The 26,372-nt window shown below is 56.8% G+C and carries 20 protein-coding genes; 4 read left to right on the top strand and 16 right to left on the bottom strand.

Annotated features, from left to right (window positions below; all coding sequences use genetic code 11):
• Positions 1 to 52: 52 nt before the first annotated feature.
• The 6 genes from ftsY to polA form a co-directional block, all read right to left on the bottom strand.
• Positions 53 to 1,039, bottom strand: a complete 987-nt coding sequence (gene ftsY / locus DSM3645_RS09900) for a signal recognition particle-docking protein FtsY (RefSeq protein ID WP_002652001.1) — start codon at positions 1,037 to 1,039, stop codon at positions 53 to 55.
• A 47-nt stretch (positions 1,040 to 1,086) separates the two neighbouring features.
• Positions 1,087 to 1,500 (bottom strand): transcription antitermination factor NusB, encoded by a 414-nt coding sequence (gene nusB, locus DSM3645_RS09895; RefSeq protein ID WP_002652000.1) that lies wholly within the window; start codon positions 1,498 to 1,500, stop codon positions 1,087 to 1,089.
• A 52-nt stretch (positions 1,501 to 1,552) separates the two neighbouring features.
• Positions 1,553 to 2,029 carry a 6,7-dimethyl-8-ribityllumazine synthase gene (gene ribH / locus DSM3645_RS09890; protein WP_002651999.1) on the bottom strand — a complete coding sequence of 159 codons (477 nt, stop codon included), beginning with the start codon at positions 2,027 to 2,029 and terminating at the stop codon, positions 1,553 to 1,555.
• 168 nt (positions 2,030 to 2,197) lie between these two features.
• Positions 2,198 to 3,742, bottom strand: a complete 1,545-nt coding sequence (rho, locus tag DSM3645_RS09885; RefSeq protein ID WP_002651997.1) for a transcription termination factor Rho — start codon at positions 3,740 to 3,742, stop codon at positions 2,198 to 2,200.
• Positions 3,743 to 4,137: 395 nt separating this feature from the next.
• Positions 4,138 to 4,758 carry a dephospho-CoA kinase gene (coaE, locus tag DSM3645_RS09880; RefSeq protein WP_002651996.1) on the bottom strand — a complete coding sequence of 207 codons (621 nt, stop codon included), beginning with the start codon at positions 4,756 to 4,758 and terminating at the stop codon, positions 4,138 to 4,140.
• 181 nt (positions 4,759 to 4,939) lie between these two features.
• Entirely contained in the window at positions 4,940 to 7,750 is a 2,811-nt protein-coding gene (gene polA, locus DSM3645_RS09875; RefSeq protein ID WP_390072398.1) for a DNA polymerase I, read from the bottom strand.
• A gap of 74 nt (positions 7,751 to 7,824) precedes the next feature.
• Between polA and DSM3645_RS31630 the strand changes: the two genes are divergently transcribed.
• Together DSM3645_RS31630 and DSM3645_RS09870 are read left to right on the top strand one after the other, a co-directional pair.
• On the top strand, positions 7,825 to 7,947 hold the full coding sequence (locus DSM3645_RS31630) for a hypothetical protein (RefSeq protein ID WP_261339558.1): 123 nt from the start codon (positions 7,825 to 7,827) through the stop codon (positions 7,945 to 7,947).
• A 203-nt stretch (positions 7,948 to 8,150) separates the two neighbouring features.
• Positions 8,151 to 9,536, top strand: coding sequence for a hypothetical protein (locus DSM3645_RS09870; protein WP_040351744.1), 1,386 nt, complete (start codon positions 8,151 to 8,153; stop codon positions 9,534 to 9,536).
• 299 nt (positions 9,537 to 9,835) lie between these two features.
• Here DSM3645_RS09870 and DSM3645_RS09865 read toward each other — a convergent pair whose 3' ends face one another.
• The 5 genes from DSM3645_RS09865 to DSM3645_RS09845 form a co-directional block, all read right to left on the bottom strand.
• Positions 9,836 to 10,291, bottom strand: coding sequence for a hypothetical protein (locus DSM3645_RS09865; RefSeq protein WP_002651991.1), 456 nt, complete (start codon positions 10,289 to 10,291; stop codon positions 9,836 to 9,838).
• Positions 10,288 to 11,913, bottom strand: a complete 1,626-nt coding sequence (locus tag DSM3645_RS09860) for a HEAT repeat domain-containing protein (protein ID WP_002651990.1) — start codon at positions 11,911 to 11,913, stop codon at positions 10,288 to 10,290. The genes DSM3645_RS09865 and DSM3645_RS09860 overlap by 4 nt, the downstream gene beginning before the upstream one ends.
• A 181-nt stretch (positions 11,914 to 12,094) precedes the next feature.
• Entirely contained in the window at positions 12,095 to 13,417 is a 1,323-nt protein-coding gene (locus tag DSM3645_RS09855) for an alkaline phosphatase family protein (protein ID WP_002651989.1), read from the bottom strand.
• Between the two features lie 35 nt (positions 13,418 to 13,452).
• A complete protein-coding gene (locus DSM3645_RS09850) occupies positions 13,453 to 14,304 on the bottom strand; it encodes a sugar phosphate isomerase/epimerase family protein (RefSeq protein WP_002651988.1) in 852 nt (283 codons plus the stop codon).
• A gap of 61 nt (positions 14,305 to 14,365) precedes the next feature.
• Complete coding sequence (locus DSM3645_RS09845; protein WP_002651987.1) at positions 14,366 to 15,409, bottom strand: UbiA family prenyltransferase; 1,044 nt, start codon at positions 15,407 to 15,409, stop codon at positions 14,366 to 14,368.
• 215 nt (positions 15,410 to 15,624) lie between these two features.
• Here DSM3645_RS09845 and DSM3645_RS09840 point away from each other — a divergent pair, with 215 nt between their 5' ends.
• Entirely contained in the window at positions 15,625 to 16,545 is a 921-nt protein-coding gene (locus tag DSM3645_RS09840; protein WP_002651986.1) for a DUF6655 family protein, read from the top strand.
• 7 nt (positions 16,546 to 16,552) lie between these two features.
• Here DSM3645_RS09840 and DSM3645_RS09835 read toward each other — a convergent pair whose 3' ends face one another.
• The gene (locus DSM3645_RS09835) at positions 16,553 to 17,038 is read right to left on the bottom strand and encodes an MEKHLA domain-containing protein (RefSeq protein ID WP_081444781.1); all 486 of its coding nucleotides are present in this window, start codon (positions 17,036 to 17,038) and stop codon (positions 16,553 to 16,555) included.
• A 260-nt stretch (positions 17,039 to 17,298) separates the two neighbouring features.
• Here DSM3645_RS09835 and DSM3645_RS09830 point away from each other — a divergent pair, with 260 nt between their 5' ends.
• Positions 17,299 to 18,435 carry a M48 family metallopeptidase gene (locus tag DSM3645_RS09830; protein ID WP_002651984.1) on the top strand — a complete coding sequence of 379 codons (1,137 nt, stop codon included), beginning with the start codon at positions 17,299 to 17,301 and terminating at the stop codon, positions 18,433 to 18,435.
• A gap of 18 nt (positions 18,436 to 18,453) precedes the next feature.
• Here the strand turns inward: DSM3645_RS09830 and DSM3645_RS09825 are convergent, their stop codons facing one another.
• The 4 genes from DSM3645_RS09825 to DSM3645_RS09810 all read right to left on the bottom strand — a co-directional run bounded on the left by DSM3645_RS09825 (position 18,454) and on the right by DSM3645_RS09810 (position 25,999).
• On the bottom strand, positions 18,454 to 20,940 hold the full coding sequence (locus tag DSM3645_RS09825) for a sensor histidine kinase (protein ID WP_161603319.1): 2,487 nt from the start codon (positions 20,938 to 20,940) through the stop codon (positions 18,454 to 18,456).
• Positions 20,941 to 20,987: 47 nt separating this feature from the next.
• The gene (locus DSM3645_RS09820; RefSeq protein WP_237564789.1) at positions 20,988 to 22,226 is read right to left on the bottom strand and encodes an ABC transporter substrate-binding protein; all 1,239 of its coding nucleotides are present in this window, start codon (positions 22,224 to 22,226) and stop codon (positions 20,988 to 20,990) included.
• 220 nt (positions 22,227 to 22,446) lie between these two features.
• On the bottom strand, positions 22,447 to 23,766 hold the full coding sequence (locus tag DSM3645_RS09815; protein ID WP_040351742.1) for a DUF1552 domain-containing protein: 1,320 nt from the start codon (positions 23,764 to 23,766) through the stop codon (positions 22,447 to 22,449).
• Positions 23,750 to 25,999 carry a DUF1592 domain-containing protein gene (locus DSM3645_RS09810; protein ID WP_161603318.1) on the bottom strand — a complete coding sequence of 750 codons (2,250 nt, stop codon included), beginning with the start codon at positions 25,997 to 25,999 and terminating at the stop codon, positions 23,750 to 23,752. The genes DSM3645_RS09815 and DSM3645_RS09810 overlap by 17 nt, the downstream gene beginning before the upstream one ends.
• Between the last annotated feature and the right edge of the window lie 373 nt (positions 26,000 to 26,372).

The raw sequence follows: 26,372 nt of genomic DNA, 5'->3' as shown, positions 1-26,372 counted from the left end.
GTGCAAAATCTTCCTCGGAAGGACTGCCATATTCGCCCATGCTTTCCGCTTTTCAAAAAGCGTCCGCAAACAGCGCGTCGCCAAACTGCTCGGCATTGAACAGGGCGAAGTCTTCCGGCGTTTCCCCCACGCCGATGTACTTGACCGGCAGGTTAAAGGTTTGGCGAATCGGGACGACGACGCCCCCTTTGGCGGTGCCGTCCAGCTTGGTCAGGATAATGCCGGTGCACTGGGCCGCTTCCGAGAAACCTTTGGCCTGGCTAATCCCGTTTTGTCCGGCGGTCGCGTCGAGGACCAACAAGACTTCGTGCGGCGCGGCTTCGATCTTTTTGCCGGCGACGCGGCGGATCTTGTCTAATTCGTTCATCAGATTCGTCTGCGTTTGCAAACGACCGGCGGTATCTAAGATCACGACGTCTTTGTTGTTTTGCAGCGCGAAATCGACCGCTTTGAAAGCGACGCTCGCGGGGTCGCTCCCCTGCTCTGCTTTGACGATGTCGACTCCTAGGCGATCGGCCCAGATCGACAGTTGCTCGACCGCAGCGGCGCGAAACGTATCGCCGGCGCCCAGCACGACGCTTTTGCCTTGCGACTTTAGATAGGAGGCCAATTTGGCGATGGAGGTCGTTTTGCCGGAACCGTTGACCCCGACGACCATCACGACGGTTGGGCCTGACTCGGCGAATTGAATCGGTGTCTCTGGTTGCTGCATCAGCGCGACCAGTTCGGTTTTGACCGTCGTCAGCACTTCGGACAGATGGACGACGCGACCGCGAAAGTCGGTTTTCACCTGATCGCGAATCTTGCCGGCGGGACCGACGCCCATGTCGGTGCGGACGAGGATCGCGTACAGCTCAGTCAGAAACTCATCATCGACCAGGCGCCCTTCCTGTTTGAAGAGATCACGAATGTCGGTGTTGAGCACCCGGGACGTTTTGACGAGCCCTTGTTTGAGCCGCGAGAAAAAGCCGGACGGCTGTTCTTCGGCCGGGGGCGCGGGTTGCTCTTCTGACTTTTTGAATGGATTAAACAATCCCATGTTTACCTCAACGGACCTATCGTTTTCTCACCAGACGAGACGCGCAGTTAGCTGGCCGTCTGCTTCGACTTTAAAACGCGGTCCAGCAGACCGTTGACGAACTGCGGCGAATGCTTGCTGCCGAAACGCTTCGACAACTCGACCGCCTCGTTGATCGCGACGCGGTCAGGCGTTTCGGAAAACAAGATTTCAAAAGCGCCGATTCGCAGCACGTTGCGATCGGTCACAGCCATGCGAGCCAGGCTCCAATTCTCGGCGAACGCTTCGATCTTGGCGTCGATCGCTTTGCGGTGCAGGCGCACGCCGACCAACAACGAGCGGCCGAATGCGACCAGATCTTCGGTATGTTTTAAGCGTCCACGCAAAAACCGCTCCGAGACGCCGATGTCGGCTTCGGGATTGAGGTCCTCTTGATAGAGGATCTGCAGGACAACTTCACGAACTCGACTACGTTTCGACATGACTGAGGTTTCGACAGAAAAAAGTGAGTATCCGCCACGGCGTCAAGGAGAACTATTCTTCGCGGGGCAGTTGTTTCATCAAATGGACCATTTCGAGCGCCGCTTCCGCCGCTTCGCTCCCTTTGTTCCCCACATTTCCGCCGGCGCGATGCATCGCCTGCTCGAGCGTGTTGACCGTCAGCACGCCAAACATGATCGGCAGCTCGCACTCCAGAGCGAGTTGCCCCAGCGTCGAGCTCACCTGACTGTTGATGTATTGGTCGTGGGTCGTTTCTCCTTTGATGACCGCGCCCAGGCAGATCACCGCATGAAATTGCCCGCTCCGCGCAAATCGCGCGGCGACGACCGGCAGTTCCCATGCGCCGGGAACCCAAGCGACTTCGACCGCGTCCTCAACGACCCCTTGGGCCGCCAACGTGGTCAGAGCGCCCTCGCAGAGCTTCCCCGTAATTGTCTCATTGTAGCGAGCGACGACGATCGCGACGCGTACGGCTTCGCCCAGCGGCTCACCGCGATAAATCCGGACCAAAATAACGATTCCTCCACGGAAAATTGCTGGAAGGGAGATCCATTGTAGAAAAACTTGACGCTTTGAGAGCGCCGGCAAACCGCCGAACGAAAAAACGCCGCTGAGTCCAACGAAAAAACGCCCAGATTATTGCCTGGGCGTTGGATCGTTTGCGGGCGAAAACGCCCCTTAGCGGTTGGTATTCATGCTCATCAGGAATTCGGCGTTCGTCTTCGTTTTGCTCAAACGAGACAACAGGAACTCCATCGCGTCGGGCGAATTCATGTCATTCAGGACGCGACGCAAGATGCAGACCCGTTTGTACTCTTCCGGATCCATCAACATTTCTTCACGGCGCGTGCCGCTGGCGTTGATGTCCATGGCCGGCCAAACGCGGCGGTCGACCAACTTGCGGTCAAGCACGATCTCTTGATTGCCGGTCCCTTTGAACTCTTCAAAGATCACGTCATCCATTTTGCTGCCGGTGTCGACCAGCGCCGTCGCGATAATCGTCAGCGAGCCCCCTTCTTCGACCTTGCGAGCCGAACCGAGGAACCGTTTGGGACGCTGCAGCGCGTTGGCGTCGAGTCCGCCGGAGAGGAGCTTGCCCGACGATGGGCATTCCGAGTTCCAGGCGCGAGCCAGACGCGTGATCGAGTCGAGGAAGATCACCACGTCGGTACCGTACTCGACCATCCGCTTCGCCTTTTCGATCACCATCTCAGACACTTGCACGTGGCGCGACGGCGGTTCGTCGAAGGTGGAGCTGATGACCTCGCAATTCGGGCCTTTGACCTGACGCTCCATGTCAGTCACTTCTTCCGGGCGTTCGTCGATCAACAAGATGATGACGTAGGCGTCGGGATAGTTTTTCAGGACTGCTTTGGCCATCTTTTGCATCAAGACGGTCTTGCCGGCGCGCGGCGGACTGACGATCAAACCGCGTTGGCCGAAGCCGATCGGGACGATCAGGTCGATCACGCGCGTTGCGACTTCGTCGGCGTCCGACTCCATCCGAATCCGGTCGTCGGGATGCAGCGGGGTCAGATCGTCGAACTGCACCTTGTTGGCGGCGATATTCGGATCTTGGTAGTTGACCGCTTCGACGCGCAGCAGCGCGAAATAGCGTTCGTTTTCTTTCGGCGGACGAATTTGCCCCGAGACGACGCTGCCGGTTTTCATGCCGAAGCGACGAATCTGGCTCGGCGAAACGTAAATATCGTCCGGGCAAGAGAGGTAGTGGTAGTCTGGGCTGCGCAAAAAGCCGAAGCCATCCGGCAAGATCTCCAGCGTCCCTTCGCCATACATCAGGCCGTTCATCTTCACGCGTTCTTTGAGAATGCGGAAGATCAACTCTTGGCGTTTGATGCCGGCGACTTCGCCCAGGTTTTCTTTGCGGGCTTCTTCGATGAGCTCGTTCATCGACATTTTTTGCAGTTCGGCGATATGGATCTCGCCCTGCTTTACCTTCTCGTAACGTTGATCGTCCGCGTCCTCCTCCTGAGGACGGCGCGACCGACTGACCAATTGCTCGGCCAGCGACATAGGCTCGGCGTCGTCATCGACATCAAGCCGACGTAACTCATTCACTGCGTCTGTTCCTTCCGACTTCGGATTACGAGCACTGGGCTCGTGGTTATTACTTGATTCGGGCAGGATGCCAGCCCCAAATTTGGGCTGTCCTGAGCGCGAATCATGATTCTGATTTTTTGTTCCGCTGCTTCGATGAGGCATGGAACTGAACTCCAAGATAAGAAAAGACGAACCGGACGACGCCCGAAAAGACGCCGTGTGCGGAGTTTTATAGGAAGACTAAAGTCGAGCTGGATGGGTTTTCGGCTCGGCATTCGCCTTGCTTGGGAGGAGACGAGTTACCTCCGTTGTAACAGATCGCCGCATCGTCGACGAGTCGAGAATCGCTACTCGAATAAACACGCTAAGGTGTTACTGTTTCGAGAATTAGCGGTCCTAACGACATTTGTCGAAGCTAGGCGATTTGTCGCCCCCACGCATCATTTCAAAAGTGGTTTGGTTTCCCCTAAATGGGACATTCGGCAGGCGAATCGGCAAGCCGCGAAATCGGGCTGGGATGTCGTAATTGCAATATTTAATGAACAGCAAGAAAAGCATCAGGAGGTAGGAGTAAGGACGCGTTCTCGCCAATAATGTTCGACCTGCTCGTCGAGCTGGGCAAGATCACCGCCGTTACGAATTATGTAATCGGATAAAACTCGCTTCTCTTCCAATTTTTCCTGAGCTGCCTCTCTGGCGTTAAATTCGGAATCGCTCCACCCCCTTTGGCGGGATCTCTGGAGCCGGTCCATAAGCGGAGAGTCAATAAATAGGAGATTATCGCAAATACTGGACCAGCCGGCCCTCACTAGCAGGGCTGCATCCATAATCAACGCCGGAGGGGGACCTCCAGGGGAATCCATTGTTGTCTGGATAAGTGCTTGGAGACGAGTTTTAATTCGAGGATGTGTGATTTTTTCTAACTCAGCAAGTTGCTTACGGCTGAGATCGTCGCCTCCAAATACTTTTGCCGCCAATTGTCGGCGGTCAACTTCCCCGTCGATCTGGAATACTTCGCTCCCGAATTTTTCCCGGATTTCGCGCTTCGTTGCCTCATCCCTTAGCACCTCGTGCCCCATTTGATCCGCATCGGCGATGACGGCGCCCCGATTTCGAAACAGAGAGGCCACGGTGCTCTTCCCGCTCGCAATTCCCCCTAAGATTCCGATTACCTTCATCTTCCGCTCTCGGCGAGATCCTGATCCACGATCCGTTCACTTTGCGGCCGGCGCCCAAGCGAGCAGCGGTCTACCCTAGCGGCGACCAACGATCGGGCCCCCTATCGTACTGGACGTAATTGTACCGGTATCTCCTGCTGGACACTTGTTCCGGCAAGTCAACTCGATCCACCCAGTCGAGCTACAAAAGCGGCTCGCACTGGGCCCAATTGTCCCCACTTTTGATGTCCACGACGAGCGGAATGGCCAGATTTCGCGCCGATTCCATTTCTTCTCGGACCAATTGCGCCAATTGTTCCAGATATTCAGGCGGCGTCTCAAACACCAGTTCGTCGTGGATCTGCAGCAGAAGTTTGGCCGGGGATCCCTCTTTTTCGAGCCGACGATGCACGCGGAGCATCGCCAGTTTGATGATATCGGCGGCCGATCCTTGAATTACCGTATTGATCGCGGTCCGCTCTGGCATGGTCAGCTGCCGTTTGAGTCGATCTCGCTTGTCCGCCGTGCGAACCCCATCAATCGCGCGGCGACGGCCCAAAATGGTGCGCACATAGCCATCTCGCTGGCAGTCGACCAAAATCTGCTCCATCAGCACGTCGACGCCGGGATACCGTTTAAAGTAGGCGTCGATAAATCCGTAGGCTTCGTCTTTGTCGATATCTAGCGACTTCGCCAGCCCAAACGGGCTTTGCCCATAGACAACGCCAAAGTTGATCGCTTTGGCGCTACGGCGATGCGTTGACGTCACCTGATCCAACGGCACTCCATACACTTCGCTGGCGACACGCGCATGGATATCTTCGTTCTTCTGATACGACTCCATCAACGCCGGATCGCCCGAGAAGTGGGCGAGCACGCGCAGTTCGATTTGCGAGTAGTCGGCACATAGGAGTTTCCAATCAGGCGTGCCCGGAATAAATGCCGAACGAATCTCGCGACTTTCTTGGGTGCGAATCGGAATGTTTTGCAAGTTCGGATCGTTCGAACTCAAGCGTCCCGTCGCGGCGACCACTTGATTGAACGACGTGTGCACGCGATCGGTCTTGGAACAAATCAACACCGGCAACGCATCGACATAGGTTCCCTTCAGCTTGGCGTATTGACGGAACTGCACAATCTTGGCCGGCATGTCATGCTGCTTGGCCAGTTGCTCCAGCACTTCGGCGTCGGTGCTGGGGCCGGTCTTCGTCTTTTTGATCACTGGAAGATTCAATTCGTCAAACAGGACCGTCCCCAGTTGCTTGGGCGAATTGATATTAAAATCGCGGCCTGCCAATTGATAGATTTCCCGCTCCAACACTTCCATCCGTTCGCCATACTGACGACTCAACTCGTTCAACCGCTCTACATCAACGCGTATGCCGTTAAATTCCATCTCGACCAACACGTCGATCAGCGGCAATTCGACATCGGTCAGCAGATCCCCCAGTCCCTCGGCTTCGATTCGTTCGGAGAGGATCGGATCAAGCCGGAGCGGAATATCGGCGTCTTCGGCGGCATAATAGCCAACTTTGTCAACCGGAACCTGATCCATCCGGATTTGATTTTTTCCGGTTCCGATCAGCTCCGAAATTTTGACCGTTTCATGCTGCAAGTAGCGGAGCGACAATTCGTCGAGTCCATGCGAGCGCGCGCCGGCCTCTAACAAATAATGTGCGACCATCGTGTCGAACGACGCTCCCCGCACGTTGACGCCGACGCCGCGCAGCACGACCAGATCGTACTTCAAATTCTGACCGACCTTTTCGATCGCCGAGTTTTCCAAAATGGGGCGCAGCTTTTCCAACACGAGCGACTCGTCCAGCTTCACATCTCCCTCGGGACTGCGAATCGGAATGTAGACCCCTTCTCCCTGATCCCATGAGAAGGAAATGCCGACCAGATCGGCCCACCGCGGATTGGTCGAAGTTGTCTCGGTATCGAACGAAAGCCGTTTGACGTCCGCCAACTTGGCGACCAATGCGTCCAGCTTCTCGATCGTGTCGATCGTTTGATAGTTGGCGATCCACTCTGGCTTATCGGCCGCGGGAGCTTCGACTTGAAAAGCGGCCATCTCCCGGGCCAGCGTCCGAAAGCCAAACTCGCGGCAGAGCTCTTGCACCTGCTCTTGATTGATGGGATGAACCCGACAAGCGTCCCAATCAATCTCGATCGGCACATCGCGAACCAAGCGAACCAACTCGCGACTCAGCTCGGCCATGGCGCGGCCGTTGATCAAGTTCTCGCGGCGTTTGGCGCCGGAGATTTCGCCGGCGTTGTCCAACACGGCGTCAAGGGTCTCATACTTTTGCAGCAGTTCTTTCGCGATTTTGGGACCAATCAGCGCGACCCCGGGGACGTTGTCGACCGAGTCGCCGACCAGCGATTGAAAGTCGACGACTTGATCGGGGCGAACTCCCCAATCGGTCATCAACGCGTCGGCGTCGTAAAAGGCGTTCTTGCGGACGTTGAACATCCGGACACGATCACTGATCAGTTGCCGACAATCTTTGTCCGACGTTACGACCGTGCAATCGCCGCCGTTGGCTTCGACGATGGTCGCAACCGTCGCCAACACGTCGTCCGCTTCGTAGTTCACCAGTTCCAGAATCGCGACGTTCATCGCTTCCAGCATGCGACGGATCAAGCCAATTTGCGCACGCAGATCGACCGGCATCTCTTCGCGGGTCACTTTGTAGTCGACATACAATTCATGGCGAAACGTGCCGCCCGGCGGATCAAACGCGCAGATCAAATAGTCTGGCTTCTTCTCGCGCAATAGGTTCGCCAAGTCGCGGGCAAAGCCGTAAACCGCTGATACCGGTTGGCCGCTGGGACTGGTCATCGGGGGTAAAGCGTGGAATACCTGATAAATTAACGAGTGCGAATCAACAACCCAAACGTTCGCTCCGGCCAACCCCGCGAGACCGGACGGGCGCGGCTGACGGGGCTCGCTTGGCGCCTCTGGGGATTTTGGCGCCGCTTCTGGAGGGGAGTCACCGCCAAAAAGCAGAGATTGTTGCGACTTGGATTTGGCCATTCCCGAAGCATTCCTGAGAGAGGGGTAAAGACGCGGAGATTATTGTGGTGAACCGAGTTACGAACAACCGGCAAAACGCGATGTTGCCGCCGTGCGACGTCATGATGCCCGAAAGCGACGCCGGTGTCTTGATAGTTCCGACGAACTTGGCCAATTCGTTGACGCCGTAATTTTCGCTAACTACAATCGACCTTTGGACTTCAGGCGATCCTCTTCGCCTTCGCGGTCCTCACTTTTCCTTAGCAATTCTGCGGATGGCCTACGGCTTGCACATAGAAAACGGTCATTAGGCGAATTACGCTATTCAGTTCTGAGCTAATCACGACAATTTGGCGGCGTCACACCATTGGCCGCCTGCAAGGAGTTTATCGATATGGCAGCGCGAGAGAGCCAAGGTCTTCAGATCGCCGTGATTCTACTGGTCCTGTTAGTCGCAGCGCTCGGCATCACCACGTATGTCTTCTATGCCGCGAATGACAAGTCAAAGCTCGACGCCGAAGCGGCGAATACGCGAGCGACGGAAGAAGCGACTCGTTCTCGCAGTTATTTGGCCGAACGCAATGAGCTGAAAGTGATGATCGGCCATAGCGAAGAAACGCCGATGGAAGATGTTCAAAAAGCGTTTGGCGACGACATGAAGACCTTCATCGCCGACGAAGGCGCCGCGGCCCCGACCGTGCAAAACTATCGTCAGGTTCCGGCCGTGATGCAAGCGTCGGTGATCAAGCTCGAGAAGCAACTCGCCGATTCGCTCCGCGCCAACACCGCGCTGCGTGCTGAGAAGGTCGCCCTCGAGACCACCTATCAAACGAAACTGAGCGAAGCCGACACCGCACGCGACAATGCGTTGGCCGCCCAAGCCGAAGCCGAAAAGAAGATGGCCGACGATCGCAAGTCGCTCGAAGCCGCTCAAGCCAAACTGCAAGACGACAAAGTGAAGTTGCAAGGGACGATCGCTCAGACAATCGACGGCAGCAAGAAGCAAGTCGAAGCGGCCAACAAGGAACGGGACGAACTGTTCACCACGCTAGAAGCCAAAGACGCGATCCTGAAGAGCAAAGAACCGAAAGTCGGCGATGTCGCCGACGGCCGCATCATCTGGGTCAATCAGAAAGAAGATACGATCTGGATCAACCTCGGCTCGGCTGACCTGCTTCGCCCGCAAATGACCTTCAGCATCTTTGAAAAGGGGGAAGTCAACATCGCGTTGGCGACCGTGAAGGGGAAGATCGAAATCACCCGCATCAACGACGCTCACGAAGCGGAAGGTCGTATCATCGAAGAAGAAGTGACCAACCCGATCATGCCGGGAGATCAGATCTTCACGCCGATCTGGTCGCCGGGAACCGTTCAAAAATTCGCGATGGTCGGAATGATTGACCTGGATGGAGATGGCGAAGACGACACCGACGAACTGCGAGGCATGATCGAAGGGTCAGGCGGAGTAGTCGCCGCCTGGGTCGACAGTGAAGGAAACGTCAAAGGCGAGATCACGCCGGACGTGCGTTACCTGATCGACGGCGAACAGCCCACCGAAAAGACCGCCGCCGCCGTCCTGACCGCCTACTCGCAAATGCGAGAAACCGCTCGCCGCCGCGGAGTCGAATTGATCCAAGTCGGTCGCCTGCAAGAACGCATGGGCTGGCAGAACACCGAACGCTTGGTCCGCTTGGGCAAAACGACCCGGTTGGAAGAACTGGAAGCCGAAGCCCAACGCGAACGTGATTTCAAACCGCGTCGTCCCAACAGCGCTTACTAAGACGAAGACAGTCGACGCAGAATTATCGAAAAGAGCCGCACTCCCCAACACGAGTGCGGCTCTTTTTTATTTCGAACTATATCGACCTGCTCTTGGTAGCCGGCTGCGTAAGCAAAAGACGACGGGACAGAACACTAGCCAGAGGCGCAAGCCGATGGAATGCGGCTCGTCACTTCAATCCAAGTTGGGATCGTCGCCCCCATTCCATCGGCTTGCGCCTTTGGCTGGTGTTCGCTTGATTCGAAAAACGCAGCCTCAACCCAGGCGTTTCGGACTACGATGAGAAGCATTGTCGCGTTTTACAACTGCGGACAATGCGTCAGGTGACGGCGAAACATCAGCGTGCCGAAGAGTCGCACGCCGAGATGCTCGAGCCGATGACGCAGCGCATCATCTTCGGCCGCGCGAACCGCGATAACCAGGTGGGTTGGATCGGCGAAGAGCGACGCTGGATCGGCCAATTCTAATTGTCGCGGCACTTGCGAGAGCAATTTGCTCTCGTCGCGACTGAGTTCATGAATCCGGCACAGGTCCTGAAAAAGTCGTCGTGGACTGTCGGTCCCTTCGTCTCCCTTGGCGCTCAAGCGCTTCTGCAAATACCATAAACCGATCACGGCGAACAAGACAAACGCGGCCAACAGCAACAGTTGACCAACGTCAATCGATGCCGAGCCAGGACGAAATCGATCGCCTAGATTACGAAAAGTGGCTTGCTCTTGAGCCAGCAGCGTGAGTGCGCACCAAAGGATGTTCATTCGGTTTCTCCCGCGGGAGACTTCGCTCGCCGGCTTGGCGGCGGCGAAGTAAGACGATTCTCGGCGATCGTCTGCAGGCTCATTTCCGCCGCCTCTTGCACGCGCACGTTCCGATCTAGCAGCGCTTCGCGCAGACCGGCGATCACTTTGTCACTTTTGCAAACTGCCAAAGCATTTGCGGCCGAAACGCGAATCAGATAGTCGTCGCATTGGAGCAACTGCAACAGCGGTTGCTCCATCTCTGCGGCGATTCCCAGGCACTCGACCACTTCAATCGCACGACGGCGGCGCGACTGCATATCGCTGGTCAGTTCAGTTCGGAGTAAGTCGTCGGAATGCTCGTCAATTTTACGAACCAGATGACCTGTCGTCTCACGGCGATCATCCGCCATCAGATCGAAGGCGGCGAGATACTTGGCGAAACTGAATTCTTCAAGCGATTGTCGCACCGCCAGACGGACAATTTCGTGCTCGCTGTCGAGCTGCGCGAGTAAATACTTGAGCGAACCGGGGATTCCGCGATGGCGCAATTGCCGCAGCGCAGCCGCGGCGACCTCGGGATCTTCATCGGTGGTCGCATTGATAATCAACTGACTCGCGACGGCGCCTCGATCGCTGGCGAGCGCTTCGACCGCGGCCAGCCGTCCCTCGGACTTTCCTTGGGTCAACAAAAAGTGGATCACGGCGAAAACCGCATCCCGCTCTTGGCTGCTGGCGATCAAAAATTGCAGCGCGATTTCTTGCTGTCGCCCCGTGAGACCGGCGAGTAACTCCCACTGACCGTCGCTCCAGCCAACTCGCGAGATTTTCTTGATGTTGCGAAGTTCGACTTCACTAAACCCTCCGGAAAAGAAATCGAGCATTTGCGTGACGAACCCCGCGTCACAGCGCCAAGCGGCGGCGCCCAACAGCGTTGCGCAAGGAGCCGTCTCTTGAAAAACGCTAAGGATCAGCCGCACAATCGCGGGTCGCATCGTTCGTTTTAGAATCGCCAACGCGATTTTGTAAACCTGCGACGTGGGAGTATCGAACAGATGCCGAAACATCGGATGTTCGCGACTGGTCAGCATCAAAAACGACTCGACAATCTCCTCGGATTGGTGCGTACTGCAACGACGCATCGAATCCTCCAGCGTTTCGATGGCGCGTCCGCGCCACAACACTAGATTCCGTTTGCGAGCGTCGGTCGCTTCATCCAGCAACTTGCGCAATCGATCGACCAGCGACACCAGCGTGCGTCCGGCGATGTCGCGATTCTCGTTGTTCTTGTCTTCGGTCGCTGTTGTCAGCGTGCGCAAGAGATCAAAGTCTTCCAACTCCAACGCAATGGCCGACGCTTTTTCGCAGTCGGGACGCGACGTTGAGAGCAGATGCTCGCGCAAGATCGTCGTCATGGCGCCCATCTGCTGCTTGATCTTCATCCGCCAAGCGTCGGGCAGCGTCTCCCAATGCTCCAAGAAATAGGCTTCGGCTTTGCGACTTGACCGCTGCAACATCGCAGCGAATGCAGCGTCGCGAATGTCGATCGCTTCACTGCGCAACGCGGCGATCAACACCGGCGTCGCCGCTGCGTTGCCTGATCTCGCTAGAAACTCGTAGGTTTTCTCGAATTCTTGGGGCACCGAGGGCTCCCGTTGTGTCGCCCGACTAATTACAGCATGGAAATGTACGCAATAACGTACGTCGCTGCAGGATCCAAGCGAAAACGGACAGCCCGCAAAACCGAGAAGCCGAGTCATTCTGATCATTAAGATCGGAATGACCCGACAAATTGGTCAGCTAGGTCAGAACTGGCGATTGGATTTAGACGCCAAACTGGCGGAGGACGATGTCGCAAACATCGGTATCGGCCAAGGGAGTTTCGGCGAATACTCCCTTCTGGCTCGATAACAACACGCCTTGCTGCATCTCTGACTTGACCGGGGCTCCGTGCGAGCCTTTGACTAGGGTCGCATCTAAGGGGATGCTCTTCGTCGCGAAGTCAAAGTGCATTTCGACCGGATCGTAGCCTGGCTTTTGGTGAATGTCGACTTTGCGGGCGAAGCCCGGCGCCAGGTCGTCGTTGATCCACCAGTAGTAGGCTTGCCAACTGTTGGGAGTTGAAACGAGAATCACCTCCCCTGCTCTTTCGTGATCCATGTGGTACTTGGCCCGTTCTTCGAGCGCCAAGACTTCGGCGATTCCCTCGGCGCCTTGGAACAGTTCCTGCACGCGGCGAATGACGCTCGGTTGGGCGTCTTTGACGTAGACCTGCGAGAACTGATGATCGACCAGCGCCCAAGCGTCGCTCCGGACCAGATCCAGATGTTCGCCATCTTCGCGCTGTTCAACTTGCAGCAGGCCGGCTTCACGCAGGATGCGGTTGGGATAGCTGACATGGTCGACCGGCACGATCACATATTCGCTGGCGATCAAAAACAGCGTGTCGTCACCGAGTGCGGCGCGCATCTTGGTGACCAGCTTGCCGATCACTTCATCAATATCGGCCGCGGCTTGCTGATGGGCGTCGCTTTGCGGACCTAGCTTTTGAGCAGCGTAATCGAGATGCGGCAAATAGATGAACGAGAAATGCGGCTGAAACTTCTCGGCGACCATTGCCGCCGAATCGGCGATCCAGGCGCTCGACTTGATGTTGGCCATGGGGCCCCAAAAATGGTGCAGCGGAAAGCCATCCAGCTCTTTCAGCAAGTCGCCGTACAGATCTGACGGCTTGGTGTAGCACCACATCGTCTCGCTGCCGTCGGGGTTGTGGACCGGGGCCGGCATGCAGACGTAGTCGGCGCCGCTCCGCTTGCTGAGCATCGGAAACCACGCCGAAGTACGGAGCTCGGGATCATGCTTCTTTAGCAGATCCCAAATTTGCGGTTGCAGGATCGCCTCGTTACCGGCGGTCCACATTTCGACCTTGTGCGTGTCGCGCCAGTAGAACCCGTTGGCGGTCACGCCGTGATCGACCGGCAATTGCCCGGTCAGCATGTTCGCTTGAACGGGCCAGGTCACCGCCGGAAAACTAGCCGCTAAAGGGGCGCGATCTCCCTCGGCGACCAGCGCCGACAGTTGCGGCATATGCGTCAAATCTTGCGGCGCCAGTCCGGGTAGCGAAAGTAGTACGACGTTGTCAGGCATAACGAGCGATCTCGATCCGGTTGGGAATGTCGTTTTTACGAGAGTGGATGAACAAGCGGACGCAGGAACTGCATCGATCTGGCGGCGATGGTCGGCGCTTCGTGGCTATGGCGACTTAATTCGACGTGCAGGCCTTTTTGATAATCTGCATCCCTCAGCGCCTGGATGACTTCGCCAAAATCGATCTCCCCCTCGCCGAAGGGAAGATGCTCATGGACGCCGCGTTTCATATCTTCGAGATGCACGTTGACGATCCGCGAGCCCCACTGACGAATGAAATCGCCGAGCGGCAATTCGTTTTGACACTGCAAGTGACCGATGTCGAGCGTCAATTGAAACAGGGGGGATTTGACACGGTCGCACAATTGAGCGAAACGATCCATCGTGTCGATAAACATGCCGGGCTCAGGTTCAAAGCCGAGCGGCATTTGGTGCAACTCCGCATATTCGATCACCGGCTGCAGCGCTTCGACCAGACGTCCCATTGCGGCCGCTTCGTTCACGTCGTCGAGCAAACGTCCCGACCAAAGCGATACGCAGTCAGCTTTCAATTTGACCGCGGCGTCAATGCAGTGACGGATAAACTCAAAACGGCGCTGTCGGCCATGCTTGGTCGGAGAGACCAAGGTCGGCTCATGCTTCTGTTTGGGATCGAGCAAAAAGCGGGCGCCCGACTCGACGACGCACGTCATGTTCTTTTCGCGCAGCAGCCCGGCGAGATGATCGGCCTGACGGTCGGCCATGTAGGTATTGCCGAACGGCGTCAGCGTCCCATGATCGACGGTGATCGCGACGCTTTCGTAGCCTAAGTCGGCCAGCACGTCGACCGCATCAAGCGGGTCGTGATGGGCGAAGCCGTTCGTGTTGTAGCCAATCCGCATGCTCATCTCATTTGCATCGCGTCGACGTTTCCCCTGCCAAAATTGCCCGGCGACCGTCTTTGTTAGTTTACGTCGAATAGACCCAGCGGCCCAACAACAGCATCGGCACAATGAGCAAAGCGACGATCACCGCCCAAAATGCCCCGCAAACCCCCAGCACTAAGCCCGCGTTCAGCGTGATCAGCGACAGCAGGGCTTGCTTTACCGCCACTTGTACATTGCCTGGGGAGGGATCGGCAATGGCGATGACGCAGCGACGGATGATCGAAATCGCCAACAGAGTCATCAAGCCGCACCACCCAAACGTCGTCATCGACCGCAAATGGACAATCGAAGAGCCCATTAGCGGCGCAGCGACAAACAGCCCCAGACCGATGACCAGCACCACAAAACCAAAGATCAGCATCGCCCGCGAGCTTTCTTTCGCTTCGCTTCGCGCAAACCAAGTCACGCCGGCGATATAGACGCCGATTCCGCCGGCAAAGGCCAGCTGCCCGATATCGTATCCGACCAGCGAGAAACTCGCGTCGCCCGGCAGATCGCCGGCCAAGCTCATTCCCAACAGCAGATTAAAAAACCGACAAGCTCCCATCGCGACGGCGCCAAAAACGGTCGCTTTTAACCCAACGTCATACAACAAGACCGAGGCGACCAACGCAACGGCGACCAGCCCCCCGCGCCAGGGAATCGCCGCCAAGTCGGAATACAAATAGCCGGCGACCGATGCTAGCACCACGCCGATCAGCAAAAACTGATAACCGAGCCAAGCGGCCAACCGCGGTGAAATGCGGCCGGAAGGGAGCGGACGCTGCGGACGTTCGCGGCGATCCTGCTCGAGGTCGTAATAGTCATTGAGGGCCATTCCGGCCGAATAAATCAAGCTGGAGGCCGCCACCAAGCACAAAAAGACCGGCCACGGCGTCAAACTGGCCGTTTCGCCAGAAAACTGCGTCACAACCAGGTATCCCGCCAGAATGTCGGCCCAAGCCGTAAAGAGATTCGGCAGCCGGAACAGCTGAAAATAGGGAAGCCAAGTCGGTTCAGCGGAGTCGGTCGCCACGTTTTCGGCACACACGATGGAAATAGGTTCGTTCGGATACAAACCGCTCATTATAGGTCCGATGTTCCGGCAGCGACAGGCAGCAAGCGCCTCCTAATCAAGCCAATTTCGCGTGATATCTTCACAAAATTGCGGTTTCGCCGAACTTCCCCTTTTCCTATAGTTCGCATGCAAGGCAACACCACCGATCCAAGCTCGCTGTTGTTCCTCCTACCAAACGCTTCCCGCCTCACTTCCCTCCACCCACCTATGACACGCATTTCGCAATGGCCGCCAGCTTCCAATTTCTCGCCGCAATCCGCGGCTGCGCGCTCCTGGTCGGCTTGCTACTAGCAGCCGGTTGCGGGACGACATCCAACCGAACGCTGACTGAGCAACTTGTCAGTTCGCACGCCGTCGACGAGGCGATCGCCGATATCGACTTTCAACCGTTGCGCGATGAAAAGGTCTATCTCGATCCCCGCTATTTGCAAAACGTCAAAGGCGCCGGGTTCGTCAACGCCGAATACATCACCAGCGCCATTCGGCAGCAAATGAACGCCGCCGGCTGTCTGCTTCAAGATTCCGCCGCCGACGCGGACTATGTGGTCGAAGCGCGCATCGGCGCCTTAGGGACCGAAGGGCACACCGTCACCTACGGCATTCCCTCGAGCAACGCCGTTAGTTCGGCCGCATCGCTCTTTCCGACCGCTCCTCCGTTGCCGACGATTCCAGAGATCGCATTTGCCAAAAAGAGCAATACGATCGGCGGCGCCAAAATCGCACTCTTCGCCTATCATCGCGAAACGCGGCAACCGATTTGGCAATCAGGCATCGCCCAATCGCTGGGAACGGCCAAGGATACCTGGTTGCTTGGCGCCGGTCCGTTTCAAGGGGGCAACATCTACGACCGGGCCCAATTCGCCGGCTCCAACATCGGGCTCCCCAATCCTTTCCGCAAAGTGGAGGATAGCCCGATCCCGGTCGATTACGACGCTCCCTTTGACTTTCGCGAAGAACATCTCGCGGATGCGGAGCACGAATCGGACGAGGTCGAGACCGCGATGACCGACAGCCAAGCTGAAGCCGATCTGGTCGACTACGAAGAGGAGAAAGCGTCGGACAAAAAACCAGAACCGTTGCCCGAGAAGAAAGATCCGAAACCGCTTCCCAAACAAGAGCCGGAAAAAGTCACCATCTCGGGATAGAACCGCATCACGGCGTCTCTTGATCTTTCAAAAACGTCCAGTGATCGAATGTAGCTGCCTGACCGATGTAGGTATCCGCTTCGTCGACGATGTTCCAGATGGTCGCTTGCTCGATGTAGAAGCGGCGACCGCGACTGGAAATGCGAACGCCGCGATAGTCGTCGACATAGCCATCCCGTTCGGTCCTTTGCAGCAAGCGCGCACGCTCATCTCGATGCAGCGGCTCCGCCGTCAAACGTGAAGGCATCTTTAAAAACTCCGGCAACTTCAGTTCCCATAGATCAAGCGCTGTCTGATTCCCAAATTGGAAAATAGGATCGGCTTGCGCGTCGTGCGAAACCACCACCACCGGCAACGTGAACAACTGCTCTAAATCGGTTTGTTCGGCCCCGGTTCGCTCTATCAGTTCGACACCCACCCAACGGCGATACGAATCGAGCAAATGGCGCACGAAGCGGGGAGTATCGGTAGCGAATGTTGCGAGGTCCGTCATTGATCCTTCCAGCAAGAACCGGCCATAGGGTGCGTCTGGACGCACGTCTTTTCTTACTTTGCTAAGGATACCAAATCTTTATTCGTGAGGGATGGCGAGAGCGACCAAGTAGTTCCCCTGGTCCGCTACAGCAAGTTATAGGCACGAGAACGACTGCACATCTGCTACAACCGGCTTGATCGGTTGCTGATTTGCTTTTCGTTGTACGACGCAAAGCTGGGCGACTACCATGGAAGTTCCTCCTCACAACGGCGCTTCCCATGCTTTTACAGATACTCGTCTATTGCACGATTGTGCTTCTCGCTCGCCCGACGGAGACGGTCGACGAGCCGCTCGCATCCTGGATGGTCTGCTTGGCGCTCGGGCTGTTTCAATGGAGCATTGCGCGTAGCTTCAAACGCAGCTTGTTGGCCGAAATCTGCTGGGGCGCAACTTCGCTGCTGATGCTCTGGCCCGGCAATTGGGGCGGAATCGTTGATGCGTCTGCAGTGGGAGAGATTCCCTTTTTGCGCGAAGCGGCGCTCTTACTGCCGGCGATCATCTCGCGCCTGGCCATGCTCTCCGAAGCGGAAGGAATACCCCGGGCGCTTGCCGAAATTCGCCTGTCGCTTCCTTTGACTTGTGGTCCGGTCTGGCTGGGATCGGCGGCCGCTCGCTGGGGCGGTCTGGCGGGCCCGACAAGCGATAGCGGCGTTGGGACGATTGCTTTGATTGTGACGGTTCTGATCGTCGTCTATCCCGAATTTTTACGCCGCTGTTGGGGACTAACGCCGGTCGATTCGCCCGATTTGATCCGACGTTTGCGTTCGCAATTTGGTCGCAACTTGCCGCCGCTGTTGGTTTGGCCCGCAAGCACCGGGATCACCAATGCGGCGCTGCTCGGCTGCGTCCCGCCGTTTCGCTATTTGGTGATTTCGACCTCCTTGCTTGATGCGCTGACTTCCCGAGAGTTAGAGGCCGTGATCGCCCACGAGATGGGGCATCTCCGCTTACGGCATGTCGCGCGGCGGCTGATTGCGATCGTCGTCCCAGCGGCGGTCGTTCTGGCCACACGGTATTGGCTGTCCGTTTGGCTCGCCCCCCAAGGTCTGCAACTGACGTTGCTAGAAGCGTCGGCTCCTTGCGTGCTGTCGGCTTACTACATCTGGTCGACGCCGCGGCAATCGCGACGAATGGAACTGGAAGCGGACGCGTGGGCGGCGGCGCATCTGCGCACAATCTACGGGGATCAAGCGACTTCTTTGCTCGCGACGGCACTGCGTAAACTGAGCGTCGCGGCGGCAATCCCTTTGGAACAAGCGAAGTGGCTCCACCCCAGCTTTTACCAACGAGAAGCGGCGCTCCAGCAGCGCCGCGCTGCGACGATCAAGCCTGCCGTTTGGGAATCGGCTATCTAACGCCATGTCCAAGTTTTCCTAAACCAACGCTTCTTCTGCGACCGGCACAAACGGCAACACGATTCGAAATAGTGCGCCGTGGCCGATGCCATCGCTTTCGATCTCCAAACGGCCTCCCATCTGCTTGGCTGAAAGACTCGCGCCATGCAAGCCGAAACCGTGACCATTCGACTTGGTCGTAAAGCCAAACGTGAAAATGTTATTTAGGTTCTCGGGCTGCACGCCGATTCCAGAGTCTTTGACTTCGATCGCGACGCGATCGTTTCGGAATTGACGAATGCAGACATGGATCCGACGCTGCGGCGCCTGCGCTTCGACAATCGATTCAATCGCGTTCTTCAACAGATTGCCAAAGATTTCTAAAATGCGATGTTTGTCCAACTGCAACAACGGCAGTTCCGAAAAGTCGCTGGCGATTTCCACGCGGTGATGCCGCAGCGCATCACTTTGCCATTCAATCGCTTTGGTCAGCACTTGCGTCAAATCGGTCGGCTCCAGCACGCATTGAACCCGAGCCAGCGATTGTTGAACGGCCACAATCTTGTTGATGTGATCCACATGTCGCCGCAAATCTTCGACTCCGGCAAGCAGAGTTTCCTTCTCCGTTTGCAAACGCGCGTCGAGCTCTGACAGCATCGGAAAAATCAACGTTCTTTTCGGATGACTGGTCATAAACTCTTCCAGCGAGCCGGACTGGTTGGTGACAAAATCGAGCGTTCTGCGGAGATCGTCAATGCTTGACTGCGTCGTACTTTCTCGCAAGAACGACAGCGAGGTATTAACGCTGTTGAGCGCATTGCCCACGTTGTGAAGCACGCCGGTAGCGACTTCGGCCATCCCGGCATGCCGCGCCGAATCGATCAATTTGCTATTCAGCTCCTGCAGACGACTGTTCGCCTGGGCGCGTTCCAAGGTTTGACTCAAGCGTGTGGCGGCATGCTCCGCGAGTCGCAACATCCGCGGAGAAGGCTGCTCGACGCCGGGCGACAAAAAATGACAATGGACGAAAAACGCATCTTGCCGGATCATCATCGCAATCCCGCTGCGGTGTCCGCCTCCATCCTGCGAGAGTCGGTCGTCACCATCAAATACAAGAGGACGGACCGACAGTTTCGCCGATCGATCGGCGCCGCAAGACACGACCAGCGGCTCGATCGGCAAACCCGCTTCTCGCCAGGCTTCGGTCGCAACAACGTGTCGCGCCCCGCGTTCGGTGGTGAATGTCGCAATCGCCAATAGAAAGCCGGAATGTTCGGCGAATCGTCGCATGACGTACTCGGTCGTTTCAGCCAGCGACGCCGTTTTGTTCGCCGCTTCAGCGACGTCTTGCAACAGGCGAACTTCGGAGTTTTTGATCTCCAGCTCCGATGACTTTCGCTCGACATCTTCGATTTGCTGCGTAATGATTCCGGCGATGCGCCGCGCCAAAAAGACAAACGCACAGATGCAGATAACGCCGATCACGATCATAATCGACCAGGCGATCATGCCGGCCAAGTCCGCATGTCGACGCTGTTGCTCGGCGACTTTGGCGCAGCGCGTCTCCAAGTCCGTTAAAACAGGACGAAACGAGTTAAACGCTTCTTCCATTCGCCGCAACGTGGGACCTTGCTCTTGTTTGCCCAACAATTCTTCGCGTTGCCAGACGTAAAACCCTCCATCGCCGGGATGGATGGTCTGATGAGCGTCGTCAAAAACGCTTCCTGCTCCAAATAGCGCCTCGCGCAGCGCCATCGCAAGTTGGCTGACGGCTTCTTCATCTCCTGAAAATCGCTGCAGCGTGTGCTCCAAACGTGAAAACGCCGCTTTGAGATCATTGTCTTTCAAATCGACCAGCTGATCGACGTCGTTTTCAGCCGCTAATTTTTCGCACAGGATGGCTAACTGCATCAACTCGTTGGCGATCGCTTCAAATTCTGCAGCGTCACGAAAGCTTTCGACTAAATCATCATGCGTCACCGTCACGCCAGCAGATGACCTGGGCGCATGCTTTCGCAATTTTAGCGCTAAGTCTAAGCGACGTTTTCCTTCCATCTCGTCAAAATAGGCGCGAATCCGGTGTAGCGCCTCTTGCGTCTTTCTTTGCGCCTTGGACGTTTCCAACTCGGCGGCGGCAACGGACTTCGACCAAGAGACGACTTCGAGATGCATCTCTGGAATTCGCCGTAACAGTTCAGTGAGTCGCCGGACTTCCTGAGAGCCCTGAAAATCAGGATCCTTTCGCAGGTCCGCTACTGCGCTGCGCAGTTCTAAAAACCATGGTTCATCCTGAATCTTCACAAAATCGCTCGCAGGCGTTCCCTGCCCTTCAGGCGCCAAGATGATTTCGGCGAAGTCGCGTCGGCCATCGACCAAATTCCGGTCAATCTCGGCGATCGCCGCATCAATCCGATTTCGTTGGGCGGTGGATGATTCGTATTGATATTGGATGTATTGCAGCGTCGGCGCAGTCACGCAGAAGACGATCAGGCCGGCGATCAAACCGACCCCTGTCAAAAGCCACACCAATCTTCTGGCATCCGAGTGATTCCTCGATTTTTCGAAGTTGTTTTTCATTGCTTCCCCCTCGTGGCGCGAACGTCCGACCATTCCATCGGCTTTACTTCGCCCCCTTCAATTCGACTAGCCCAAATCGCATGGCTCGCTTGATGCTCGTCGCTGGAGAGTCGCAGCGGCACGCCTAACCCCAGATCAAAACTACCCAGTCCTTCGCAAGCGACTACGATCGCTTCGCGATCAATCTCACCGGGGATACGTTTCAGCGCCAGGAGAAGCATGCGACCCACGATATAGCCCTCGAGCGAGATCGGCGTCGGCGCCGCCTCGTGCTGTTTCAGTTGGGCCAACGCCGCGCGATGCTGCCGATTGATCGGAGCGGCGCCATGGACATCAGGAACAATTTGCGAGACGACCACGCCGTCCGCTTGATCCCCCAGCGCCGCCGCCAAAGAATTGGGCGCGACAAACGAAACGCTCAAAAACAGCGTCGGAAAATCGCATTCCTTCGCCAGGCGAATCAGTTTTGCACAGGGAGCATAAGCGCCGACCAGGATGACGGCTTGCGGGGCCGGTTGATGCAGGATCAAGTCGGCTAGCGCCCCTTCGACCGCCATGGTGTTTCGTTCGTACCGGCCATGGGCGATTTTTCCCTCTTGCGCCACGCCATGGCGTTTGAGCGCCTCGCTTCCTCCCGAAAAACCGGCGTCGCCGTAAGCGTCACGTTGCGTAATGAACGCGATTTCGTTCGGAGGAATGCCTGCTGCGACGAGCGCATCAACCATCGCCGACGTCTCCTCGGCGTAACTCGCCCGAAAGTTGATCACGTATCGATCCGGAGGCGTCTTTCTCAAAACGCCGGCGCCGGTGAGCGCTCCGATAAAAGGAACGCCGGATCGGCGAGCGATCGGAGCCGCAACGATCGCCGTGGGCGTTCCGACATCGCCGACGATCGCCAACACTTGGTCCACTTCGATGAGTCGGCGGACATTGGGGCCTGCTTCGCTTGGCTCGTATCCATCATCCAATACGATCAGTTCCAACTTGCGGCCCCGGACTCCGCCGGACGCGTTCGCTTCGGCGAAGGCCGCGAGAACGCCGCGATGCATTTCGATCCCCAGGTCAGCGATGGGCCCCGTCAATGCGGTCGACATGCCAAACCGCAGCGGTTCGCGATCATCGCTTCCATCGGCGGCACAGACGCTCGCCGAGAAAAACAACAGCAGCGAGGCTACACAAACTGCGGCGCATAAAATACGCCTATAGGTCCGCCACAGCGGATTTCTTTGGATCACGACGTTCTACCCCTAGTTTCGTCGTCCGACTCGTCGCCGAGCCGTGATTCGCTTCAATAGCGCAATTGATAAAACTTAGCACCCCTTTTCTTGCGGTGAGAAATGGTTCGGATCAGCGCGATCGTAGCGAATCTCCGGTCCGACCAATCCGCAAACGGCGTAAAAAAAGCCGCTTGGGATCCAAGCGGCTTTGCATTTGGCGTTTTGTCGAGGTCGCATCTTACGTCAAATCGGGCAAAGCGCCCCCGCTGCAGAAGTCGGGATTGCCGAAGGTTTCGACCTGATGTCCCATCGCTTGAGCGCACGAAATCCAGAGGCGATTGTGGGGCTGCCGATCGAATTGAAGCGAACGTCCCATGCGGAACCCAAGTCCTCCGCCGACCAGCACCAGCGGCACGTCGTCCAACGTGTGCGAGTTCCCTTTTCCTAGCTCGTTGGTCCAAATCACGGTCGTGTTGTCGAGCAGCGTGCCGTCTCCGCCAGGCTCCGGCGTCTCGTCCAACTTTTTGACCAGATAGGCGAGTTGCTCGCAAAACCAGACGTTGATCTTGATCAACTTCTGCTTGGCGTCTTCGTCGTTGTCAGGCTTGTGCGACAGTTCGTGATGCGTGTCGTCAACGCCGATCCAGTTCATCCGCGCTTGCCCGACCGAGTTGGTGTACTGCAACGTTGCGACCCGCGCGGCGTCATTCGCCAGACTATTGACCAACAAGTCCATCTGCATCTTGCTGATTGTCGGCATGTTGTCATTCTTCAGTTGCACGCCGGGCTCTTGAATCGGAGCTTCCAAGGCCAGTTTTTCTTCACCGGCTGATTTTAGCTCTTGCTCCATCTGGCGCACGAAGGACGCATGTTCTTCGAGACGCTGCTTGTCTTCGCTGCTGACGTAGCGTTCGACCCGTTTTAAATCGATGCGGACCTTATCAAGCACGCTTTGCAGACTTTCGCGATCTTTGACCTGACCATACAGCTTCTGGAACATGCGGTACGGATCATCGATCGGCGCTACTGGATTGTTGGGTCCCGAGTAGACCATGCGGGTCCAAGGATCGGCTCGGTCCGGAACGTTGACGCCAAACTCCAGCGAACCAAAGCGAGTGCGGGTCGATTCTTGCGCCTGCAAATATTCTTTCAGCTCTTGGTCGATCGACAAACCGCGCGACCAACCGGCAGGCGTATGCGATCCTCCTTGGATGTTGCCGGGAAAGAGCTCGATACCGGTCAGCAGGCAGCTCATGCCGCGCATGTGACTATCGCCGTCGCCGCGGACGCGATCACAGACCCCCTTCATGACCAGGGTCTTGCTCTTGTAAGGCTCGAGCGGCGCCATGATTTCTTTCAGCGCGAAATCCTCGCCGACCTTATCGGGCCAATAGGCGTCCGGAATGATCCCGTTCGGGCTGAACATTACAATCATGCGCTGCTTGCGCAGATCGGGACTGGCCGCCATGCCGAGGCTGGGCAAATTCGCCAACAGCGGCAATGCGGCTGAGGAGATTCCCAAATTGCGAACGAACTCTCGTCTAGATAGACGCGACATGTTCTGCGTTCCCTTCGTTAGGCGTGTGCGTCGCAGCGACCATGGCGATCGAGACAAGCAACTTGCGTATATTGTAATTCGATTGCTCGAACGACGTGACCAATTCGTCACGCGTTGTCGAGCCATAGGCGTTGATCGGATGTTTGACGCAATGATGAAACAGCTGATCGACAAAGGCGCCATGCGCCGAGCGGCTCTCGACAATGTGCCTGGCCAAATCGCGTGCGCCCTCTAATTTTATCGTCTCACCGACCGCCGTGGCAAATTCGGAGGTCGCGTCGACCTGGCGTTCTCCCTCGGTTTGCCGATAACGCCCAATCGCGTCGAAATGCTCCAAGCTGAAACCAAGCGGATTGATGATTTGATGGCATCCCTGGCACGCGGCTGGTTCGGTCAAAACCGACACCTTTTCTCGCATCGTCATGCCGGCATGAAAGTCGCCATCTTTGAACTCGGTCGCTTGAGGAGGCGCCGCCAGCGAACGTCCGAGCAGATGCCGCGTCACAAACACGCCGCGATGAATCGGCGACGTGAACTCGTTGTACGCCAGCATCGACAACATGTAGGGATGCGTCACGACGCCTGCTCGATGCTCTGGTTGAAACGAGATCGGCTGGAAGTTGTCGCCCCCTTCATACGGAACGTCGTACAACTTGGCCAGACGCTGATTGACGAACAAACGATCGCCCAGCAGCAATTGGCGATAGTCGGACGCGTCGCTCCAGACGATGTCATCCACAAACAGGTCGAGCGACGTCCGCAGGTCCGATGCGATCTGCTCGCTGAACTCAGGGAAGACGTGGGAGTCTTTGACGATCCCTTCTTTCTCGTTTAATTGCAGCCAATGATGAAAGAAGTCGTGCAGCTTCGCCTTGGCGCGCGGATCTTTCAACATTTTTTCGGCTTCGCTGCGCACTTGCTCCGGCTTGGCGATCCAGCCCTCTTTCGCCGCGCGAAACAGATGCTCGCTCGGCATCGTGTCCCATAACGCATACGACAATCGTGACGCGACGTCATACCGATCCGGCGGCGAGTTCTCCAAGTTCGTGTACAGGAACCGAGGAGACTTGAGGGCCAACAAGACGCACCGTTTGACTGACGTTTCGAGCGCCATCTCGCCGGCGAATTGCTCATCAACGAAGAAAACCCGATCTTCATCACTCAACGGACGACGGAAGGCTCGCTCGACAAACTTGCCGCAGAACTCGATCACTTTTGGGCGTCGATCGTCGGCGTCGGGCTTCGTTTTCGCCAATTCATCCAGATGTTCGACCACATAACCGGCCGCTTCCAACGCGCCGCTGGTCGTCGCTTCGTCCCACGCCTTCGAGACCGAGACGCCGCGTTCGTAGCCCGAAACGGCGTCATCCGCCGGAAAACTGGCGGACGAAATGAACAACTCCGGCGCGAACTCGGGCGAGAGATTGCGCGCGGTCAGGAAATCACGAGCCTTGCGCGGCGGCTTCCATTCGAGCCGAGCTGACGCGGCGTCATCTTTGAATTTGTAGACTTCCAGCTTCAAGCGGTAAGGACGCCCTCCGAGCAGGCGAATCGAAGCTTTGAATTCTTTCGGCTCGCCCCGTGACGCGACCCATTGATCGATCAACGGCGTCCGATCTTTATTGACATACAACCGCGCGCCAATTTGGGTGGTGAGAATGAACTCGTAATCGCCGGTCTCTTCGGCCAGCACGGTCCCTTGCCAGCGGACTGCGAATTGTTCGGCGTTGGTAACTTTTTCGTCCGGCGTACCGGCGCCAAAGTCGAAGTCGATCTTCGAGTCGATCCGTTCGAGCGCGCGATCCTGGAAGTTTCGTTTCCTATAGATCTCGGTCTTTAGCCCTCGCTTTTCTTTCGGATCTGGAACCCAGCGAAAACTGGCGATCAAATCAGCGATGGTGTTGTCGTACTGATCGACCGTCAGACGCGCCAGTTCGATCCGCGAAGGGGAAGTCTCCCGCGCATGGGGCGCGTAGAACTTTTCGTGGATGAACTGAGCAACGGCTTTCGCGTCTTCGCCGACACAGGACTCTGGATCATCCTCCGGCATGGTCTCTTCGATCGCCATCGCGAGTTCGGCAATCGATTTGGTCCCGCGCAGCGCGTTTTCGGCGGCGCCTGCGACTCCTTCGCCTTGCTCACCGTGACAGTCGACGCACAATTTTTTGAAGATCACGGCGCCATGGGGCTGCTCAGCCCACGCGTTATTAGCGAGCAGCAAAACTGCGAACATCCCCAGCGACGCCTGAAAAAGGCGTTGAATGAGCGCGCAGGAGGTAGGCAGGATCGTAGGCATCTCAGGTGCTGACTATTAGGCGGGAACTCGATCACCCAGCGCAAAACGCACGAAGCGATCTGAGAGCGGGATGACCCAGGAGCGGGCGGCAGGGGAAGACACGGGAGAGTAAACCCCATCCCTTCACCCCTTATGGTAGCTATTTCGCCAACAAGTTGTCAAGTTTTCGCCTTCGAGAACGAACGCCTATTCAAGCGATCCATTTGGCGAAATGGGCGATTTTGGCGAACAATCGGGTTCGACCACGTGTCTTACCGACTTAAGTTAAAACTTGACGCCATTACGGCTGATCGCTTAGGCGAACGAGCCG

The sequence above is a fragment of the Blastopirellula marina DSM 3645 genome (assembly GCF_000153105.1).
GTDB lineage: Bacteria > Planctomycetota > Planctomycetia > Pirellulales > Pirellulaceae > Blastopirellula > Blastopirellula marina.
Note: the sequence above shows the minus strand (reverse complement) of the source record. Positions and strands in the feature narration are given on the sequence as shown.

Excerpts from the sequence above, each read along its gene's own strand:
- rho (WP_002651997.1), bottom strand. The coding sequence starts at position 3,742 with ATGCCTCATCGAAGCAGCGGAACAAAAAATCAGAATCATGATTCGCGC.
- DSM3645_RS09855 (WP_002651989.1), bottom strand. The coding sequence starts at position 13,417 with ATGCCTGACAACGTCGTACTACTTTCGCTACCCGGACTGGCGCCGCAA.
- DSM3645_RS09845 (WP_002651987.1), bottom strand. The coding sequence starts at position 15,409 with ATGAGCGGTTTGTATCCGAACGAACCTATTTCCATCGTGTGTGCCGAA.
- DSM3645_RS09870 (WP_040351744.1), top strand. The coding sequence starts at position 8,151 with ATGGCAGCGCGAGAGAGCCAAGGTCTTCAGATCGCCGTGATTCTACTG.
- DSM3645_RS09810 (WP_161603318.1), bottom strand. The coding sequence starts at position 25,999 with ATGTTCGCAGTTTTGCTGCTCGCTAATAACGCGTGGGCTGAGCAGCCC.
- DSM3645_RS09815 (WP_040351742.1), bottom strand. The coding sequence starts at position 23,766 with ATGTCGCGTCTATCTAGACGAGAGTTCGTTCGCAATTTGGGAATCTCC.
- DSM3645_RS09850 (WP_002651988.1), bottom strand. The coding sequence starts at position 14,304 with ATGAGCATGCGGATTGGCTACAACACGAACGGCTTCGCCCATCACGAC.
- DSM3645_RS09840 (WP_002651986.1), top strand. The coding sequence starts at position 15,625 with ATGGCCGCCAGCTTCCAATTTCTCGCCGCAATCCGCGGCTGCGCGCTC.
- DSM3645_RS09835 (WP_081444781.1), bottom strand. The coding sequence starts at position 17,038 with ATGACGGACCTCGCAACATTCGCTACCGATACTCCCCGCTTCGTGCGC.
- DSM3645_RS09830 (WP_002651984.1), top strand. The coding sequence starts at position 17,299 with ATGCTTTTACAGATACTCGTCTATTGCACGATTGTGCTTCTCGCTCGC.
- DSM3645_RS09865 (WP_002651991.1), bottom strand. The coding sequence starts at position 10,291 with ATGAACATCCTTTGGTGCGCACTCACGCTGCTGGCTCAAGAGCAAGCC.
- nusB (WP_002652000.1), bottom strand. The coding sequence starts at position 1,500 with ATGTCGAAACGTAGTCGAGTTCGTGAAGTTGTCCTGCAGATCCTCTAT.
- coaE (WP_002651996.1), bottom strand. The coding sequence starts at position 4,758 with ATGAAGGTAATCGGAATCTTAGGGGGAATTGCGAGCGGGAAGAGCACC.
- ftsY (WP_002652001.1), bottom strand. The coding sequence starts at position 1,039 with ATGGGATTGTTTAATCCATTCAAAAAGTCAGAAGAGCAACCCGCGCCC.